The organism is Azospirillum lipoferum (genome assembly GCF_024170005.1).
Taxonomy (GTDB): domain Bacteria; phylum Pseudomonadota; class Alphaproteobacteria; order Azospirillales; family Azospirillaceae; genus Azospirillum; species Azospirillum lipoferum.
On sequence record NZ_JALJXJ010000021.1, the window covers coordinates 80,371 to 99,145 of the forward strand.

Annotated in this window: 13 protein-coding genes and 1 pseudogene; 7 read left to right on the forward strand and 7 right to left on the reverse strand. The window is 58.8% G+C overall.

The genetic code is table 11. The features are described 5' to 3' along the window. Positions 1-126: 126 nt before the first annotated feature. From J2848_RS32410 to J2848_RS32425, 4 genes are all read right to left on the reverse strand, one after another. Positions 127-945: a hypothetical protein gene (locus J2848_RS32410; protein ID WP_149235006.1), complete on the reverse strand. Its 819-nt coding sequence runs from the start codon at positions 943-945 to the stop codon at positions 127-129. 11 nt (positions 946-956) lie between these two features. Further along, complete coding sequence (locus J2848_RS32415) at positions 957-2,126, reverse strand: toll/interleukin-1 receptor domain-containing protein (protein ID WP_170307270.1); 1,170 nt, start codon at positions 2,124-2,126, stop codon at positions 957-959. A gap of 219 nt (positions 2,127-2,345) precedes the next feature. After that, positions 2,346-4,121, reverse strand: coding sequence for an Ig-like domain-containing protein (locus tag J2848_RS32420; RefSeq protein WP_149235008.1), 1,776 nt, complete (start codon positions 4,119-4,121; stop codon positions 2,346-2,348). Then, positions 4,115-6,244, reverse strand: coding sequence for a two-partner secretion domain-containing protein (locus J2848_RS32425; protein ID WP_149235009.1), 2,130 nt, complete (start codon positions 6,242-6,244; stop codon positions 4,115-4,117). The genes J2848_RS32420 and J2848_RS32425 overlap by 7 nt, the downstream gene beginning before the upstream one ends. A 70-nt stretch (positions 6,245-6,314) precedes the next feature. Between J2848_RS32425 and J2848_RS32430 the strand changes: the two genes are divergently transcribed. From J2848_RS32430 to J2848_RS32440, 3 genes are all read left to right on the forward strand, one after another. Beyond that, positions 6,315-6,860 carry a hypothetical protein gene (locus J2848_RS32430; RefSeq protein WP_149235010.1) on the forward strand — a complete coding sequence of 182 codons (546 nt, stop codon included), beginning with the start codon at positions 6,315-6,317 and terminating at the stop codon, positions 6,858-6,860. A 29-nt stretch (positions 6,861-6,889) separates the two neighbouring features. Then, entirely contained in the window at positions 6,890-9,172 is a 2,283-nt protein-coding gene (locus J2848_RS32435) for a CHAT domain-containing protein (RefSeq protein WP_170307271.1), read from the forward strand. A 77-nt stretch (positions 9,173-9,249) separates the two neighbouring features. Then, the gene (locus J2848_RS32440; protein ID WP_253568801.1) at positions 9,250-10,893 is read left to right on the forward strand and encodes a ShlB/FhaC/HecB family hemolysin secretion/activation protein; all 1,644 of its coding nucleotides are present in this window, start codon (positions 9,250-9,252) and stop codon (positions 10,891-10,893) included. 379 nt (positions 10,894-11,272) lie between these two features. Here J2848_RS32440 and tnpC read toward each other — a convergent pair. The 3 genes and pseudogenes from tnpC to J2848_RS32455 form a co-directional block, all read right to left on the reverse strand. Beyond that, positions 11,273-12,256 (reverse strand): annotated as a pseudogene (gene tnpC, locus J2848_RS32445) (IS66 family transposase); the annotation flags it as partial. A 436-nt stretch (positions 12,257-12,692) separates the two neighbouring features. After that, positions 12,693-13,649: a class I SAM-dependent methyltransferase gene (locus tag J2848_RS32450; RefSeq protein WP_149235013.1), complete on the reverse strand. Its 957-nt coding sequence runs from the start codon at positions 13,647-13,649 to the stop codon at positions 12,693-12,695. A gap of 610 nt (positions 13,650-14,259) precedes the next feature. Beyond that, positions 14,260-14,811, reverse strand: a complete 552-nt coding sequence (locus J2848_RS32455) for a thiamine pyrophosphate-binding protein (protein WP_246194406.1) — start codon at positions 14,809-14,811, stop codon at positions 14,260-14,262. A gap of 108 nt (positions 14,812-14,919) precedes the next feature. Here J2848_RS32455 and J2848_RS32460 point away from each other — a divergent pair, with 108 nt between their 5' ends. The 4 genes from J2848_RS32460 (at position 14,920) to J2848_RS32475 (ending at position 18,775) form a co-directional block, all read left to right on the forward strand. Continuing rightward, on the forward strand, positions 14,920-15,843 hold the full coding sequence (locus J2848_RS32460) for a LysR family transcriptional regulator (RefSeq protein ID WP_211103328.1): 924 nt from the start codon (positions 14,920-14,922) through the stop codon (positions 15,841-15,843). A 273-nt stretch (positions 15,844-16,116) separates the two neighbouring features. Continuing rightward, entirely contained in the window at positions 16,117-16,593 is a 477-nt protein-coding gene (locus J2848_RS32465; RefSeq protein WP_149235015.1) for a PTS transporter subunit EIIB, read from the forward strand. Between the two features lie 17 nt (positions 16,594-16,610). Further along, on the forward strand, positions 16,611-17,285 hold the full coding sequence (locus J2848_RS32470; RefSeq protein WP_246194407.1) for a putative PEP-binding protein: 675 nt from the start codon (positions 16,611-16,613) through the stop codon (positions 17,283-17,285). Between the two features lie 29 nt (positions 17,286-17,314). Then, positions 17,315-18,775: a glycoside hydrolase family 1 protein gene (locus J2848_RS32475; protein ID WP_149235016.1), complete on the forward strand. Its 1,461-nt coding sequence runs from the start codon at positions 17,315-17,317 to the stop codon at positions 18,773-18,775.

Genomic DNA, 18,775 nt, shown 5'->3' on the forward strand with positions numbered 1-18,775 from the left:
TTTGAGGCGAAGGAGCGATAGCCGGCTCCGTCGGAAAGGGTCGACAGGGGTCTCGAACGCAGGTCCTGACTCACTCCATTTGTTGAAGCCGCTCCTTCAGAGCACGATGCCCACATGGAGCGCCGGTCAGCCGCCTTTCGGTGCAACGAAACGGCGGCGGAGTCCGCGCAGCACCAGGGCGACGATCTCGTCGGTGTTCCGGCTTTTGGCCAGTTGCCGGAGTTCGGACCCGTCAAGACCGGTGTGCAGGTCGCCTTCCGTCAAATTCGAGAAGAGCCCGGTCGCCGGCGATTGGCGGGGTCGCTGCGTGCGGAGGTCAAGCAGCCCGAGATCCTCGCAAAGGGCGCCGGCGGCCCCGCCGAAGCCGCCGACGAGGTACACGGCGCTTCCCGCGTTCATAGCCTCCAATGCCTCCTCGACGACGCCGGGCATCCGGCCTTTGTAGCCGTCCATCTTGCCACCGATCAAAATCGCAGCGTCGGCCCGACCCGCGACCGCCCGCCGCATGGCAGTCAGGCCCGCCTCCCAGTCCTCTTCAGTAGGAAGCATGGGCGTCAATTCGGCCGCGCGTCGGGCGGGCGGCATGGGCACGCCTTGCAGGTCGAGAAACTCCATCGCCGCGGCGGGCGCCACCGCCTTCGCCGCGGCCTCCAGCTCGCTCCAGTTCGCGGTGATGTGAACGGGCCAGGGCTGTGGGTTGATCAGCACCGGTTTGCTGACATCGTGGGCATGCCGGTAGGCGAGTTGGAACAGCTGTTCCGTGAAACCGCCTTTGCGCAAGTCGCCGCCATACAGCAGGATGGCCCCCTCGGCGATCAGATGGCGGGCCAGCTCGACGAGGGTATCGCGCAGGTGGGCCTCGCCAAGACCGAGCCGCTTCAGGTCGGGACTGTTGGATACCGACAGGCTGATGGTGCGGCCATCAAGGAAGCGATCGACTCTCATGACACTCTCCGTCAGGCTCGAGCAAGCCACTGGGTGAATGACAGCAGTGTCACCCGCGGCGCCACCTCATTGAACAGCCGGGCTTCCTCTTCGGCCATTGGGGGATCGGGATAGACCACCAGCCCGCTGCCGCGCCGCACGGCAGTCAGCGCCATCAGTTCCGGCGTGCGCGGCACGAACGTGACCCTGCCACGCTTGGCCGCCGCGCGGGCCAGCACGCACCGGCATTGCCATAGGTAGTCTTTCAGCACCTCACGGATCAGCCGACCGACGACCAGCGGAATGCGATCCGTGCGTCCGGGTTCGAGACGCACCACCGGGACATTGCCAAGATAGGGGAAGGAGCGCTCCTCGCGGTCGGTGACGGCATGGGCGACCACCATCGGCACGCCGGTGCGCTTGGCCTCGATCACCTCGCGCCGGCACCACTCGCGGCTGGAGTAGCTGTCGGTGAGGATCGCAAGGAAGGCGCTGCGGCGGACATTGTGCATCAGCACCTCGTCGAACGGCATGCCGGCCGGAATGTCATGCACGTCGAAGAAGCTGCCATAGCCGGAGCCGTGGTGCAGGTGGTTGCGGATCGCCGTGGCCAGGGTCTCCCCCGTCTTGTCCGCGTCGTGCTTGGAGTGGCTGAGGAAGAGCTGGACGTTGCTGAGATATTCGGTGAAGGCGTCACGGCAGGCGCGGTTGCGGGCGGTGCGCTGGCTGATCCAGGCCCGCAACATCCGGCAGCACTGATAGTCGAGGTCGGTGAGCATGCGCTGCATTTTGTCCTCGTCGCCACCCTCCCATTGGTCCCAGCGCAGAAAGTTGAAGCGCCCGACCTTGGCAGACATCGACAGCGCACGCTTGTCAAGGCAGACCAGAAAGGGCCGGGTGCGCAGGTCGGGCGTGTCACAGGCTGCCACCACGCCCTCGACCCACGCCACCCAGGCGGGATCGCCGGCCAGCGCCGCATCGGCCAGCACGACGACCGCGGTTATTTCGCTGGCGTCGAAGTCCGGCGGCACGGTGCCGGGGCCCCGTTGTTCGACCGGCACACCCAATCGCTCTCCAAGCGCGCGGTCGGGATCACCGGTGAAATGCGCCATCAGCCGGTTCTCCATGTCCTGTCCGGCGGTGAAATCCGGATGACGGACGAGGGTGATGGCGAGCAGCGGGCGCGTGACGGGCAGGGTCATGGCGGGTCCGTGGAAGGTGCGAAATCGAAGATATGGACGTTGCCGTCCGATCATATTCCACACCGACGATAGATCAACGCGCTGAACTGCGCCGGGGTGGCCAGGGAGACAGGGCGGACTCGCCGTTGGCGATGAAGCGCCCCGACGCGATTTCCCGGCTCTGCGCCTTGTCGAGCCAGGGTTCCTATCTCAAGCCGATTGACACTGTAAGCCAGATCATTAAAAGATTGGCGTGATTGCTATGAAATTATTGTTATACTCCATAGTAGAATCAATATAATTATTCGATATGGCGGTAGCGTTCGTTAGCTGAGCGCATTTTCTTCCCTCGACCCTCCCATTGTTTACATAATGGGATATTAGAGATATTGCATCGGTGCCGTAACTTGAAAATATATCTTGATAATTAGCAGAGTAGGCAATCGGGTCAAATCCGTTTGCTTTGCGATTCTCTTTCTTCCCATTTAATATATAATGACTTATTAGAGATATTGCATCTACACCAAATGCTTTGAAGAGATCCGGGTTCATGGCTGCATAGGAAAATACATCGAAGCCTGTGCCTGAGCGATTTTCACTTCTTCCCGCGTTGATGTAATGCTTTGTAAGGAGATCGATGTTCGTGCCGAAAGCTGCAAAAAGATCGGCGTTTCCAGCCGCATAAGCCAAAGGATCAAAGCCTGAAGCAGAGCGTCCTTCGTTTCTCCCATATTGTATGTAATGAGCAGTCAGAGCCTGGGTGTTGAGGCCATAAGCGGCATAAAGATCCTTGTTCAAAGCCGCATAGGCATAAGGAGAGAATCCTGTCGCCGACCTTCCCTCATTGCGCCCGTTTTTCTGATAATGATCGATCAGTGCTGACGTATTGAGCCCAAAAGACTGGAACAAATCGGCATTGTTCGCCGCATAAGCATAGATGGAAAAATAGTTGTCTTCCCCCGGGATTGCCTGGGTTACCGTTATTGATACCGTGGCTTCGGCAAAATTTCCTTGGCTGTCTTTGATCTGATAGCGAAGAGTGTCTGCTCCGGAATATCCGGCGGCAGCGGTATAGGAGATATAGCCGTCACTGGTGATCGCCGCCGTGCCGTGCGACGACGGCAAGACAATGTCGGAAAGGGTGATGGTGTCGCCATCGGGATCGCCGTCATTCGACAGGACATTGATCCTTGTTGTCGAGCCTGCAACCACACTTGCGGCGTCATTTCCCGCGTTCGGACGGCTGTTTACAACGGGTGACGTTACCTTGACCGACACGGTGCCGACACCTGCCGCACCGTAGATATCTTTGATTTGATAGGAGAAGCTGTCGTTTCCGATAAATCCCTTGCTTGGCGTATAAGTGAACTTGCTGTTCGCCATCGTCACCGATCCATGGGATGGTTGGGAGACGATGGAGTTGAGGGAGATTGGGTTGCCGTCCTCATCGCTATCGTTTTTCAACGGATCGATCGTGATCGATGCATCGGTTACCGTCGTTACCGAATCGTTGTTCGCAACCGGAGCCCCATTGATATAAATAATGGCTGATCCGACAGGTCGAATAACCACCTTTCTCTGAGAGTCCAGAAGAAATGACGTGTCTTTGGCTACAACCTTGATGAATTCCGATCTTTCATTGTGGTCTTCGTCTGCGATTGCATTTATCTTATATTCGGCACTTTTCTCGAATGTTACCGGAATGGACAGGTTTGCAAGATCGGGTAACGTGAAGTCATTCGTGGACGCCGTGCCTGTCGAGACGCTCAATTCCACGTTATAGGAAATGTGCTCCGCACTAGGATCATATGAGGAGGAGTAATCTCCAGAGTATCCGGAAAGAGCATAAGTCGTAATCAGTTGAAATGCGACCGCGCTGTCTCCCTCATTGATGCGATCGACCAATGCCACAACTTGCACGTCAAAGTAGTGGACCATAACCAATGGAGAATCGAGGTATTGCGGCCCGGGAACGGAGGGCGCGACAGGCGCGGATGCCGTCATCGGGGTCACCATGTCATGTTTCCATTGTCGCAGGATACCGATGTCCTGCTGCCCGATCCGGCCTCCTGGATGTCTCCAGGAAGCGGGAAGGCCGTCGGCAGGCGAATGGCTGGCCCGGCCACCAGCAGGGATGCCTGATCGACCACCGCATGGACCCGGCCGGCCCGGTCGCAGGGCGGCAGGACGGGGGCGGCGGGCAATTCCTTGACGGGCGCAATGCCGCCCGAGGGCGCGAATTGCCCGAAGCTCGGGGTGTTCACCTGCACACGGCCATCCATGCCGAAGGTGGAGGACACCGAAACCAAGCTGCCGGTGCTCACATGGTAGGTGTTCGAATCGATCAGGATGCTGCCGCCGGTGCCACCGACCGCCTTGGCTGTCACCTGGGCGTCGTTGAGCACGATCGAGCGAGCGCCGAACACCAGGTTGCCGCCGTCGCCGCCCGCAGCGGCCGATGCGGTGACTGCTCCTCCTTGGACATAGACGATTCCTCCGGAGGCGATGTGAATATTGCCGCCCGCCCCGGAGGCCGAGGTTGCGTTGACCATCCCGTTGACGGTCAGCCCTCCGGTCAGAAAGACTTGAAGACTTCCGGCATCATGGGAGGACAGGCTGCGCACCGTCACCTCTCCCCCGCGGTCAACTCGCATTTCGCCGCCGGAAATCGTCACCGAACCGGCTCGAAGAGCATTTTCGCCGGCCGATGAACCGATGGTGCCGCCGTTGGAGAGGGACAGTGAGCCGGCGATGATCTCGACCGAACCGGCGCCCCCCTTGCCGAAAGCGCCGCTGCCGATCTGCCCGTTGCTGTCCAGGAGCAGTTCCTTGGCTTGAACACGAACACGGCCTCCGTCGCCGAGAGCCGCCGCCCGGGACAAGGCGAAAACGCCGGATTGGGCCGCGAAAGGCGAATCGATCGGCATGTCGCCGATGATGGACAGGCGTTCGCCTGCCGTCACCGAAACGGATGCCCCGTTGCCGGCGCCATAGGTGACGCCGCCGATTCCGCCCCGTCCCTCCAGAAAGATGGAGCGCGCGTCGACGGTCACGGTTCCGGCGTTCCCGGCTGAATAGGTGTTGGCGGCGATCGACCCTCCGGAGGAAATCGTGAGATCCTTGTCGGCCTTCACCACGAGACTGGCTCCGGCAGCGGCGGAGTTGGTCTCGCCGGCGATCCATCCGCCGTCCAGGACGATGTCCGTCGCCCGTATGTTGATTGCGCCGCCCGATTTGGCCGAGGATGTCTGCGAGGTGATCTGGCCGATCCGGCCGGAGGATCTGGAGACCTTCAACGCACCTGCGGAAACATCGATTCCTCCCGACGCCTGCTGCGCCGTGGATGCGATGCTGACCGATGCCCCTTCGACGGCGACCGTGCCGCCCTCGACGACGACGCTGCCATACCCCCCTTTGATCTGGCTGCCGTCCGTGATGGTCACGGTTCCGGCGCTCGGTGCCTTGACGGAAATGGGCGCTGCCGACACGCGCGTGTTCGCGCTTCCCACTGCTCCGACCCGCACCCGACCGCCCGCCGTGCCGCTGATGATGGCGCCTTGTCGAACATGAATGTCCCCACCCAGCAACTCCAGATTTCGGCCGGCCGAAATCCCCCCTCCGGTAATCTCGATGCTCGCCGCAGGACCGGTAAACCCGAATGCACTGGGTTCGGCCATCGACAAAGCCGGGGATGACGTGGAACGGGCGGAAAATGTCTTGCCGTCAGGAAACTGAATCTCTGTCGCTGTACTCGCGTGGAATGAGCCAGTGACATTGATTGCCGCATTCGGGCCCATGACGAAACCGTTCGGATTGATCATGATCAGATCCGACCCATCGATTTCCGAAGATACGTTACCAAATATCTTCGTGCTTTCTCCGCCACTGACTCGGGTAATGACCCGGCGTATGTCAGGAGAGCCGCGAAATCTTGCGGACTGCCCTTCCCCGACCTCGAATTTGTTGAAGCTATGGAAAAGATTGTTCCCTTTGCGTGTCCCCAGTTCCTCGGAGATGACCATGGTCGGTCCGCTGAGGTGGAGAGCTGGTCCGACGCTGCCGTCCGTCAGGATGTCCGCACGGGCCTGGAACGCGCAAAAGGCCGTCATCACCAGGGCATAGCGGCATAATGGCGGCATTTTTTGCTTTTCATACCCTTTAAGAGAGTTTACTCCTTATAAATTCTATTATCAGACAAGGATTCTGGCGATGTCAATGCGGAAATGGATTTTTCTACCGATTTTAACTACTCTTGGTTTTATTTCTGTTTTGACGTGCGACAACTATTCATATGCTTCTTCAAATGATGAAGCTGTTCTATGCGGTCCCCTCAACAGCGCATACAAAAACGCAGAGTTGGCTTATAACTTTTTCTCTGATGGTATAAATCCTTTCATGACTCGCGACGAAGCTTCCAACGCAGAATTACGGAATATTTATAATAAAGCGCGAAATAACTATAATCGCTCTATTCAAAATTTATCTGATTCTATAATAAATGGTCAGCATCACAACATAACTTTTTCTTCTGATTTGAACGAAGCTTCGGATAAACTTAACAAGTTGAAAGGTGAAATTATTTACATAGAACAAAAAAATTCAAGAAGAAACGCATCGGAATATATCGATATAATGATTAACATAATTGAAAATCTGCCTTCATGGATCGAGAAATATGACTTGTTAATCAATAAAAAGGAAATTGAACAGAGAACTCTCTGCTCCAATGCTTTCAAACGAATAGCCCTTCCTTGAATGCCATGAGGGCGATTCGGCTGATCTGGATGACCGTGGCCGCGTTGGGCGCGGCCAACGATGCGTCCTTTGCCGGCGTGGCCTGCATAGATCTTCAGTGGCCTTTCCGAACCCAGCAGATCCTGCAGGCGGCGACCAGAACCGGTCCCGCAAAGGCGCCTTGCCTCGCCGAAGCTGCCCGCCTGCCGCAAGCCCTCTGGCGGCCGACCGCCCCGGATGGATGGCCCTCCTGGACGAGCTATGTCGAGGCCTGTCTCCCCTATCTGAACCATCGTGCACAAGCGCAGGCGCTGCTTGCGAGCTTTAGGGAGATGATCGCCGTTCCCTGTCCGTCGGAGGGTTTGGAAAATGTCGGGGGGCAGATTTTCAATGCGGTGAAACTGGACGGGGCTTCACCGGATCTGCGTGCCGTCCACAGGCTGCTCCAGTCGGTCGGTGCCGCCCGCCGCCGGGAAAACGCGTCACAGGTCCAGCTTGTGGAAAGCAATGTGTTGCGCATCAACGAGATCGTCATAATGCTTGAGGATCTCCGCGACGGCATGTCCGCGCGGCAGGCGGAGTGCCGCCACGAAGAGTGTGTCGTCAATGTCCGGCTTGCTGCCGCCTACGCCTGCCTGCACCTGTCGTCGCTGAAAGGGACGATGGACGGCGCGGCCTGCGCCATGGCAAGGCTGGGTGGACTGGGCGATGACATCGCGGGTGTCGCGGAGTTGAAAGCGGCAGCCGGTATGGAGTCCGGAAGGGCACGCAATGCCGGTGCCGTGATCCCCATGGACGGCGGAGTGCCGCCGGCGCTGACTTTGCCGAACGATACCGCGACGGAGTTGCGCGGGTTGGCTGATCGCGCGGCAAAGGCATGGAGGAGCGGCCGGGTCAATGAAGCCGCGCGCTTGCTGGCCATCGCCCGCGAATTGATCGGGCAGAACAGGCTCGCAATCTCGGAGCATGAGCGGTCCGGCGCAACATGGTTGAGCGATGTGGTGGACAATATCTTCGAACAATCTCTGATCGTCGCGGAGTCGGAGCGTTCGAAGCGGGGGTCGTCCCGGTCGACGGTCGCCCCCCTGCTGACGATCACCGAAGAGCGCCGCCGCTATGAGATTGTCAGTTTTTTTCGGTCTGACTGCAGATTCACCTCGTTCGATGCCCCCCGCGACCACAGTCCCGCCGCAGAGGTGACGAGCCTGCTCCCACCGAAAGATGCGGAAGGTGCGGCCTTTGCCATGGCGAGCGGCAATACGTGGATCGTTACGATCACGCGTGTGGGTACACGGGTGATGGCCATCGTCCTGAAGTCGGATCCTCTCTCCGTGGCCAACGGCACAGAGGCCGCGGGGTGGGTGCACTGGACCTCGCTTTCCGCCATCGAGCCGGCTTTGGCAGAATGGAAGGAAGTCGCCCTGGGAGATGGCAAGCCGTTGCCTTCGGCGAACGCGCAGCGATTGCTGCGCGACCTGTTGGGATTGACGGCGCGGCCACAGATCAAGACGTGGCCATCGCGCCTGGTCATCATTCCCGATGCCTGGGCAGCCGGCATTCCCTTTGCCGCTCTTTCGCTGCGCGGGAATGGCAGGAGCCTGATCGACGACACCAGCCTCGTGATGATTCCATCCCTGGTCGATGGGCCCTGGCCGATCCTGCACACCGATCCTCGTCCCGGCCCTCCGCGCATCCTGATGGGAGGTCTTGCCGCGAGCGCCATGCAGAGGGAGCTTGCCGGCATCGCGAGCACATTCTCTGAAGCGGTTCGCTTCGACGGACAAAACTTCACTTACGAAAATCTCTTCAAGACCGGAAGCGCCAAGAGTTTTGACATACTCCACTTGGCAACTCATGCACGCTTCACCACGAAAAATGGCGTGGCGGTCACCTTCACCGCTCCCGACGGGACCGCTCAGAAGGAGTGGGGAACTGCGGAGATCGGCACTTTGGCCACCGCAATCCAAGCGTCGGGCAATCGCCCGCTGGAACTCATGATTTTCTCGGCCTGCGAAACCGCCAAGGGAATTGCCGACGTTGCCGGCACCGTCGGCGACGGCCGGGAACTGGGCCTGCTCAGCCTGGTTCTGCGAACCGGAGTCAGATCATCCATCGGCACTTTATGGGAAGTCAATTCCGCATCGTCCGAAGCGCTCATGGTGGAGTTCTACGCCAATTTGCGGCGTGGCTGCGCCAAGGATGAAGCACTGCGGCAAGCGCAGCAGACCGTCCGGAGCCGTCCAGCAACGGCACATCCTTACCATTGGTCAGGATATATTTTTTCGGGCGACTGGACGCAATTTGGCCTCCCAAAATCCTGCGGCGCACAATGACCGCCTCCTTTCTCAACAGGAAATTTTGTCGGGCACTCCTTCCTTTCATCGGCATTTTGGCCGGAATGCCGATCTGCATGGCGGCTGCCAAACCATTGCCTCCCGGGGTCGTGGATGCCTGCGATGCGATCTTTCGGCGTTTGCCGACTCCCTATGTGGAGATCGAAGGAAATACCAATGAAACACACCCATTGGTTGTGGAAAAATTTAAACCAGAAGAGATTTTATTCTCTCCAATGAAGGAAATAATCGATTTCCACATGGAGAGCCACTTTAACAATCGAGCCTATGATCATGAAGGGCTCAAATTATTGATGAGAAGGATCAATGAATGCTTTTATGCGTCAGGTTACCCGACGACCGGCGTGGATTCCCTGCATATCGATGGCCATACGGCGAAATACCATGTCCGCATCGGCCGCGGCCACGACGTCACCCTGTCGGCAGTGGATGGACGAACTTCGCAAAAGGAAAGCGAGTTCGTCATCAGATGGCTGCGCAAAGCACTCATTCCCGATGAAACGAAACCATTCAGCATTAACGATCTGACGAACGGCATAAATGGCATCGTTGCCGAGAAGCGGCTGGGACGTCCGAAGATCGAAGTAGAGCCTGGAGAAGAGAGGCACAAGGCAAAGCTGGACATCAGAACTGAACATCCTCCGCATTTTCTCAGCAGCTTGAGCATCTCTAACGATTTGCCGAACATGATGGGAAGCAATGTACTGAAAACCACCGGCAGCATGCCTGTTTTCCTGCCCGGCTTTGATCTTTTGACCCTGGAGCTTTCGCGGGGAAGGGGGTATACGCAGCAAGGAATGCGTTATGAGGGGCCACTGAGTTCCGGAGGCGATCGTTGGTCGGTGGGGCTCAGCAAATCCAGCTCCGCTTTCATTGAAGGTTACTATTCCGATCTTGGAATTCGAAGCAATGAATTGGAGATCAAATTTGATTTTAGCTTTAGAATTCTTGACGAACGCAGCACCGTCAGCAACTCATTAAAAGACGAGCAATTTCACCGGCGTTTTGATTTTCTGGTTGGCTTGCGAGAGAGTAAACTGGAAACATATATGCTTGGAAGCCGATTTTCGTTCGAAAAATACGCCAAAGATGGCCGCTTAGATGTATTCGAATTGAGCGCGGGCGGTAATTTTCTATGGGAGTCACGCATCGGTGGAATTGGAATTTACGGAGGCATCCGGCGCGCGACGAAGGGTATTTTTTCATATCTTGAAAGAAACATCGGGTCGGATGACCACTCCTTTGCCGAAGTTAGCCTGGACACTTTGCGGACCGGACTGCCATTCGACAGTAAAGCTCGCTTTCGTGCTCGCGGGCAGTGGGGGTCAGGCCATGTCCTACCCTCTTCCCGCTTTACCCTCGGCGGCAGCGGAGGCGTACGCGGGATTGAAGCCAATGCCCTTTCCGGTAACGGCGGCTATATGACTGCGTTGGATATCTCTTATCCGCTATTTGCCGATGCCAATGTATCGGCAGAAGGCGTTACCTTTTTCGACTTAGGTTCCACCTACGACGATTTGCTGAATCAGAGGAAAATAGCAACCGCTGGCACGGGATTATACTTATATATTCAAGATTATATTGATTCACGCTTTCTTATAACACGCAGAATTTTCGATTCTATAGGGACGACCCGACCTCCGAGGGGGTTTGGCGATTTATCTTGTCTATTTTCCATATCTTTGAAGAGCGCATTTTAGAGCCAATACCATTCAGTTGGATCCGGGCGGGATTCGCATTGGTGTACGGATGGATCCGGTGGGGGAGGTCGGGATGCCGTACTTCGTCCGCTGGATTTCCCGCGATGCCGCACGAGGCGAACGCCGCTCTCCGTCATCGCATCCCCCGACCGAAACGCAAGTTGAAGAACCGGGCCGAGTACGACGCCTCCCTGCGCGAACGCGGTTGCCTGACCATGTGGTTCACCGAGGACGTGATCACGCACTGGAAGGCGGCGCTTGGTCACGGTGAACTGAAATTGCTGCGATGTTCACCTCATGTGCTCATCCTTGGCGTCCGATACCACCGCGATCACGCAAAGTGCGGGAGAACCAAACTTCATTCGGCCTTTACAAGGCCCGGTCTTCGCTTGCCGACGCGGATCGCCCAACGCAGGTGATCGCGGATCTTCGGCGCCACCACGCTGTCGCCGCAGTCGATGGCGTATTGCACGTCCCTCAAGACGTGCGCCAAACACACTTGATGGACCCGCCCGAGTTCCTGCTGGCCGGCGTAACGGTCGGAGATCCAGACTTCGGGCTGGTAGACTGCGGCGGCGACCGCCCGTCCCCGGCTGGGGGCGATGGTGTGCAGCACAGCGTCGTTGGGCTGGAACACCCACTGCCAGTGGGTCACGCCGTTGACCCGTGTCGTCGTCTCGTCCGAGGCGATGACGGGGGCCGTCAGGAGCTTGGCCTTGATCGCCGCGCAGGCGGTGTCGAACACCGCGCCCATGCGGCGGAAGGCATTGGCGATGGCGCCTTCGGAGATGGTCAGCCCGAACACCTCCTTCAGCAGGCGTGACAGCCGCTCGAAGCCGACATGATGGCTGTGATGCAGGTAGGCCAGCAGCGAGCGGATACCGGGACCGAACGGCGTTCCCGGCAGCATGGCGGCGGGCGGCTCGGCCCGGTAGCGCCGACCGCACTGCCCACAGCGACCGCCAAACAGCTCCACCCGCGTCACCACCGGGCGAACCTCCGGCAGGTCGATGTGATCGTAGCGGTGTCGACAGCGCTGTGCCGCCGGCGCCAATGCCGCTTGGCAATGCGGACAGCTATCAGCCAGGCAGCGCTCGGTGCGATCGGGATCAGGCGCGAGCGGCCGCGCGACACCGGGACGGGATGGCCGCGGTTTGCGCGCCCGCTTTGCCTTCTTGGCCTTGCCCCCAGGGCCATCCTGGGACGGCGGGATGTGGGAGTTCGGCGAAGTTTTCTTCGGCTTGGCGAGCAACGCCTCCAGTTCGCCGATCCGCGTCGCCATGCGCTCGATCAGCGCAGCCTGCTCAAGGAGCAGGGCGTCCTTCTCGGCGTCACTGAGGCGATAGCGCGGCAGGACCGTCATCCCGCCTTTGACTCACGTCCCGCCCTGCAACGCAACACCCGATTGCCCGACACCCCCATTGCGCAGAGCGCCGGCTGCCATCACGCGCTCAGCCAGCCCGGTGAGCAATCACCCGGAGGCGTCCGCCTCAAGGGCGCGCCGCACCACTCGGCGCCGCAGGCGCCGACCGTGCGCGCCCTTGACCCGGCCTCCGTCCTGCGCAGTGACCACGACGCGATCGAATTGCAAAACTGGAGGGAGAAGACGGAGATGACCGGCTTGACAGCACCGAAAACCCCATACAAGCAATTACCCCTCGTGGATGGTTGCCCGCCATAGATTCAGACAAAAGCCGTCGAAGGAATGCCCTTTTTTACCAGCCCATCGGCCGCCGTCAGCACCACAAGATCAGCGTTGAACAGCCCTGCAGTAGAACTAAACCGGTGAGAGTGATTCGTTACAGGTAACTACGATATTTTTTTGCGTCCAGGCTTTCCAAAAAACCACAAAGGGAAAAATTCTGGCCTGGCCCTTGCTGAAATTCTTGATTGATCGGGATTTCCCCAAAATTAAACGTTGGCCTTTTCGAAGACAGGAAAGAATGCGCAACTTCTACATACTTTTCATGAAGATCTTGCGAACGATAAGCATGCTGTATCGGCATCTCAAAATCTGTGGAGTCCATGCCTTTCTCGGCAATTACAAGAATAGATGTCTTACGTCTGGTCTCCAGTCGAGAGGGTTCATACCTACGAATCCCGCGAGGGTTCATATATGAAGGCTGCCACGAATAGATACAAAAATCTTTAATTGAATAAATTGGACTCTCATACTTTCCATATTTATCAATATCGTATTCCATCAAATAGATCTTGCAATCATTGTATTTATTAGAAACGAAAAAATCGTAAAACCAATCAGGAGAAAAAACGCTATATTCTCCAAATCCATTCATTGCGCCGTTTTCTCCAATCAAAACACGGCCATTTTTCTTTAGCATTCTTGACATGTTTATCAATGCACCAGAAGCATTGAATATATTGTCAAGACAGCTTCCATTGACTATGAAATCATACTGGCCATCAAGATTTTCAGGGATTGGTTTACAAAGATCATGAACTATTTCAGCTCCCTCATAGGCTGACACGTCCAGACAATCAATGGCGGCATCCGAGAAGAGCGAAAAAAAACTCCGGTCACTTATGAATTTATGCCCAGATGCTGAAACAGTACTGTCATCAACCTCGAATATGGCGTCGGACCGGATAGAGCCGTTTATCTCCGTCACAAGGCGACTAGCGTCTTCAATTGAAAGAAAGATTGTCTGGCGCCCCAGCAGCAGCAGGCGCCCGGTAATCGGCCTATGCAAATGTTCCTTTACGAGAAGCAGAGCTGAGTCCAAAGTTATCGACATATAAACCTCCTAACTTATATACGCTATACTACTAAAGAAACAATATGATGTACCACCACAGCAGTGTCAACTTTCTTATCCGCATCGGCCAGGGCAATCGGGTGAATCGGGAGGTGACACGGCGGAAAAATTCTGAATCTATCGCTGCCCTCATTTCGGGTGCCGGAGGTCGGGATGGAGTCGCTGGGTGCTTTGGGCAAAGCGGTATCGGCCGGAACTAACCGTTGGTGCGAGATTGTAGCATAAGCGGAAACTACACACTCGACTTCACTCGTGTCCCGGCGCCCCTGCCCGCCGACGGACAGGCCACTATGCCGGAGCCCGCCCCGGCCCAAGGGCGGCTTCCCGGCGTGCTATCCGGCCATGTGTGAATTCGTGGAAGGAATCGTTACCATGGGCCATATAGGCTAGATCGGAGTCGGTGGGACCACTTTGACGACCACAGCCACGATTTCGATTCCATCCCCTGGATGGAAAAGCCCGTACCCGTCCATGTGCTGGTCCGATAACAGATACGTTCCACAGGCAGGGTAGGGGTGTGGGGAAGGGGGCTGCGCCCCCTTCTCCACCGGCCGCTCTGAAACACTTTTTCTCGCACAGGTTGGTATTGTTATCCATAACGGGCGTTACGGTCCCAATCGTCGACCGGGACGGAGACAAGGACCGGCCCGCAGGGCTGGGTCATGGCGAGGTAATAGGCGCGGGCGATCGCATGCGGCACGTCTTCCGCGCGCGCCGGCTCGATGCTCCACTTCACATAGGGCTTGGGCAGCTCGGTCGCCTCGCGCGAGGCGAGGAACGGGTCGAACGGCAGGATCGAACGCGCCTGCTGCCCGGCCGTTATGACCATGGGTGTATGGTTTTTGAACGCGGTGAAGATGTTGCCCATGGCATTGCCGACGCCGGCGGCCGAATGCAGGTTGACGAATGCGGCGTTGCGCGTGGCCTGCGCATATCCGTCGGCCATGCCGACGACGACGGCTTCCTGAAGACCCAGGATGTAGCGGAAATCGTCCGGGAAATTACGAAACAGCGGCAGCTCGGTCGAGCCGGGATTGGCAAAGATCGTGGTCATGCCGAACCGGCGGAGCAGATCCATGACGGCGTCACGGACGGTCGGCGTTTGAACATGTCGCGACGGCATCGCATCGGCGATGGTCATATCTTCCTCCCAGTCTCGATCTTCTTCTGATTTCCCCCAGCTTACCGTTTGTGAACCAATGCTGGCAGTTGATAAGAACAGAAAAAGTCATTACATTTGGGCATGCCTTTGAACATCGACCAACTCGCGACATTCGCGGCGATCGTCAAGGCCGGCAGCCTGGGCCGCGCCGCCATCGCATTGAACATGACCCAGCCGGCCTTGAGCCGGGCGATGAAGCGGCTGGAACATCAGCTTGGGGTGGAGCTGTTCGAACGGCATTCGAAGGGCATCCAGCTGACGGAAATCGGCAAGGCGTTCCTGCCATATGCGACCTCGCTGCAGGCCGAGGCGAACCAGGCGCTTGAGGAAATCCGGGCGTTGCGCGGCGCGGCAAAAGGCACCGTGCGCGTCGGCGCGGTTGCCAGCATCGCCAGTTCGATCCTGCCGCAGGCAATCGGGAACACGCTGCAGGCATCGCCGGGACTGCGTTTCGATGTCGTGGAAGGCGTCTGGGATCTGCTGGCCGCAGGGCTCGCGAAGCACGAGATCGACATCGCCCTCGGGGCCGAGACTGCCGACACGGACGAGATCGTCGCGATCCGCGACTGCTGCTGGACGGACACGAGCCGCGTGGTTGCCGCCGTCGGTCACCCGTTGGCGCGGCGGCCGCGCCTGACGCTTGCCGATACCCTCGAAGAGCGGTGGACGATCCCGCCGCAGGGTACCGGCCCCCACCAGCATCTCGAGCGTATTTTTGCCGGGCAAGGTCTCGGCTTGCCGGATATCGTCGTCAGGACAAGGTCCATCACCGTCCTGAAGAGCCTTGTCGTCGGGTCCGGCTTTCTGAGCTGGATGGCGGAGCCGATGTTCGAGCCGGAACGTCGGGCCGGACTGATCGCTCCGCTCGCAATCCCCGGAATAGACGGCGGCCGGACGCTCATGGCCTTTCGCCGCCGTCGCGGATCGCTGCCTCTCCCATCGCACAAGTTCCTGGACGCATTGCGAAAGCTGACATCGGTCCAGGACCGGCGGGCGCAGCCGGGACTGTAGGCCGCCTGCGATTTCCCCCCCCCCGATCCCCCCCGAGGATGACGAGCGATGCCCCGGGACGTCCGAACCGCTTATTGACATCGTCACGGACAGTTCGCTATCGTCACCACCGAATTTACGAATTCGATGCCGAATACAGGATTGTGACCGCGGCAGCGGGCAAGGCCTGAGCGCTTCCAAGGAGACTTGGTGGCCTCAGGCCTTTTTTGTTGTCCGGATCCCAGCAAGCCACACCCGTGCTCGACATCGCAAGAAAAGCCAGGGGAGGTTTCCATGGATCATGCCGGCATGGCGCGCCAAATCGTCGAAGGGGTTGGCGGGGCGGCCAACATCGCCCTGATCGATCACTGCATGACACGGCTGAGGCTGACGGTTATGGACATCGCCAAGGTCGATGTCCGGCGCATTCAATCGATTCCGGGCGTGCTCGGCACCATGACGCGGGGCGGACAGTTCCAGGTCGTGCTGGCGGAGGCGGTCGTTCCCGTCAGCGCACAGGTGCGGAGCCTGATGCAGGGCGACCAGTCTCCGGCCGTTCCGGACACTCCCACAGGACCGGACATGCCGGCCGCGCCGGCTACCGCCAACCGATATGACCGGCTTGCCGCCGTCATCATCGACAATGTCGGCGGCGCCGGCAATGTGAAGGCGTTGGAGCATTGCTCGACCCGCCTCCGCTTCACCCTTGCCGATCCGGGCCGCGCCAAGGTCGACACGCTGAAAAGGACCGAAGGCATCCTCGTGTGGTAACGGCCGCGCAAACGCAGGTGATCATCGGCAACGACGTCGTCGAAGTCTTCCGCGCCATCCAGCGCGCCTTCCCCAAGCTCGGCATGGCGGCATCCGCGGATGCCGAAGATGCAGGGATCCGCGCCATCCTCCGCGTCGAGCCCCATGGCGTTGCCAGCATCATGGTGCCGATGGTTGCCTCCGTCTCCGAGATGGTCGCCGTCCGGGCCATCGTCGAGGAGGAGCGCCGGGCACTCGGACGGTCCGCGCCGATCCAAGTCGGTGCGATGATCGAAATTCCGGCCGCTGCCGTGGCGGCCCGGCAACTGGTCGAGCTTTGCGACTTCTTCTCCGTCGGCACCAACGACCTGACCCAATATGCATTGGCCATGGATCGGGGCAATCCCGCAGTGGCCGCCGGCGTCGACGCCCTGCATCCCGGCGTCCTCGGCCTGATCCGGATCGCCTGCGAAGGGGCGGCGGCCAGGGGGCGGCGGCCGGTGGCGGTGTGCGGCAGCGCCGCCTCGGACCCTGTGGCGGCCCCCATCCTGGTCGGTCTCGGCGTCACCGAACTCTCCGTTGCGCCGGCCGCCATTCCGGAGATCAAGGCAACCCTTTCCGCTCTCTCGTTGAATCAATGCAAAGCCCTGGCCGACAGGGCGCTTGCCGCAGCCGACCCGGATGGCGTGCGGTCCTTGAGCGTCGGCCAGTGATCCCGAAGTCGAATTTGAGGAAACCAAGCATGAGCAAGACCCGTTTTCCCGATGGCTTCCTGTGGGGCGGCGCGCTCGCCGCCAACCAGTGCGAAGGGGCCTGGAACGTGGGGGGCAAGGGCCTTTCGGTGGCTGATTGCTCCCTCTACAAGGCTCATGTCGATCCCAAGGACTACAAGGCGCTGCATCACATTTCGAGCGCCGATATCGCCGCAGCCGAAGCCTGCACCGAGATCGGCCCCTATCCGAAACGCCGGGGCATCGACTTCTACCATCGCTATCGCGAGGATCTCGATCTCCTGGCGCAAATGGGCTTCAAGACGCTGCGGGTCTCCATCCAGTGGACCCGCATCTTTCCCAAGGGCATCGAGACCGAACCCAACGAAGCCGGCCTTGCCTTCTATGAAAGCCTCTTCACGGAGATGCGTGCTCGCGGGATCGAGCCGCTGGTGACACTGCATCACTACGAGATGCCGCTCCATCTCGTGAACCATTATGACGGCTGGTATCGCCGCGAGGTGGTCGGATTTTTCCTGCGCTTCACCGAGACCGTGTTCCGCCGCTACCGCCACCTTGTGAAATACTGGCTCTCCTTCAACGAGATCGACAGCGCCTTCCGCCATCCATTCTCCACCATGGGCATCTGCGAGGATCGCCACCCGAAGGAGAAACTCGAGGAAATCATCTGGCAGGGCCTGCATCACCAGTTGGTGGCAAGCGCGCTTGCGACGAAGCAGTTGCACGCCATCATCCCCGGCGCGCAGATGGGCTGCATGGTGACGAGCCTGCTGTCCTATCCCGAAACCTGCAGGCCCGAGAATTGCCTGAAGGCGGTCAGGGACAATCGCGACAATCTCACGATCTCCGACGTGCAGGTCCACGGCGTCTATCCACCGTCGGCCCTCAGCGCTTGGCGCAAACGCGACATCAAAATTGTCATGGAGCAAGGGGACGAGGAGATCCTCAAGGCCTATCCGGTCGACTTCGTGTCCTTCAGCTATTACATGTCGATGGTGTCGAGTGTGAATGAAGCGGAGCGTGAGAAGGTTGGCGGCAATGTCACTTCGGGTGTGAAGAACCCCTATCTCCCGGTCTCCGATTGGGGCTGGCAGATCGACCCGATCGGTTTGACCATCTCGCTCATCGAACTCTACGACCGCTACCGCAAGCCCCTGTTCGTCGTCGAGAACGGGCTTGGCGCCCGCGACAAACTCGTCGACGGCACCGTCGAGGACGATTACCGCATCGCCTATTTCCGCGACCATATAAGCGCAATCGGCGATGCGCTCGATGAGGGTGTTGACGTCATGGGCTTCACGGCATGGGGCTGCATCGACAGCGTTTCGCTTTCGACCAGCCAGATGAGCAAACGCTACGGCTTCATCTACGTCGACTGCGACGACGAGGGACACGGCTCCATGAGCCGCATCCCGAAAAAGTCGTTCAGCTGGTATAGGGACGTGATCGCCAGCAACGGGGCAGGTTTCTAA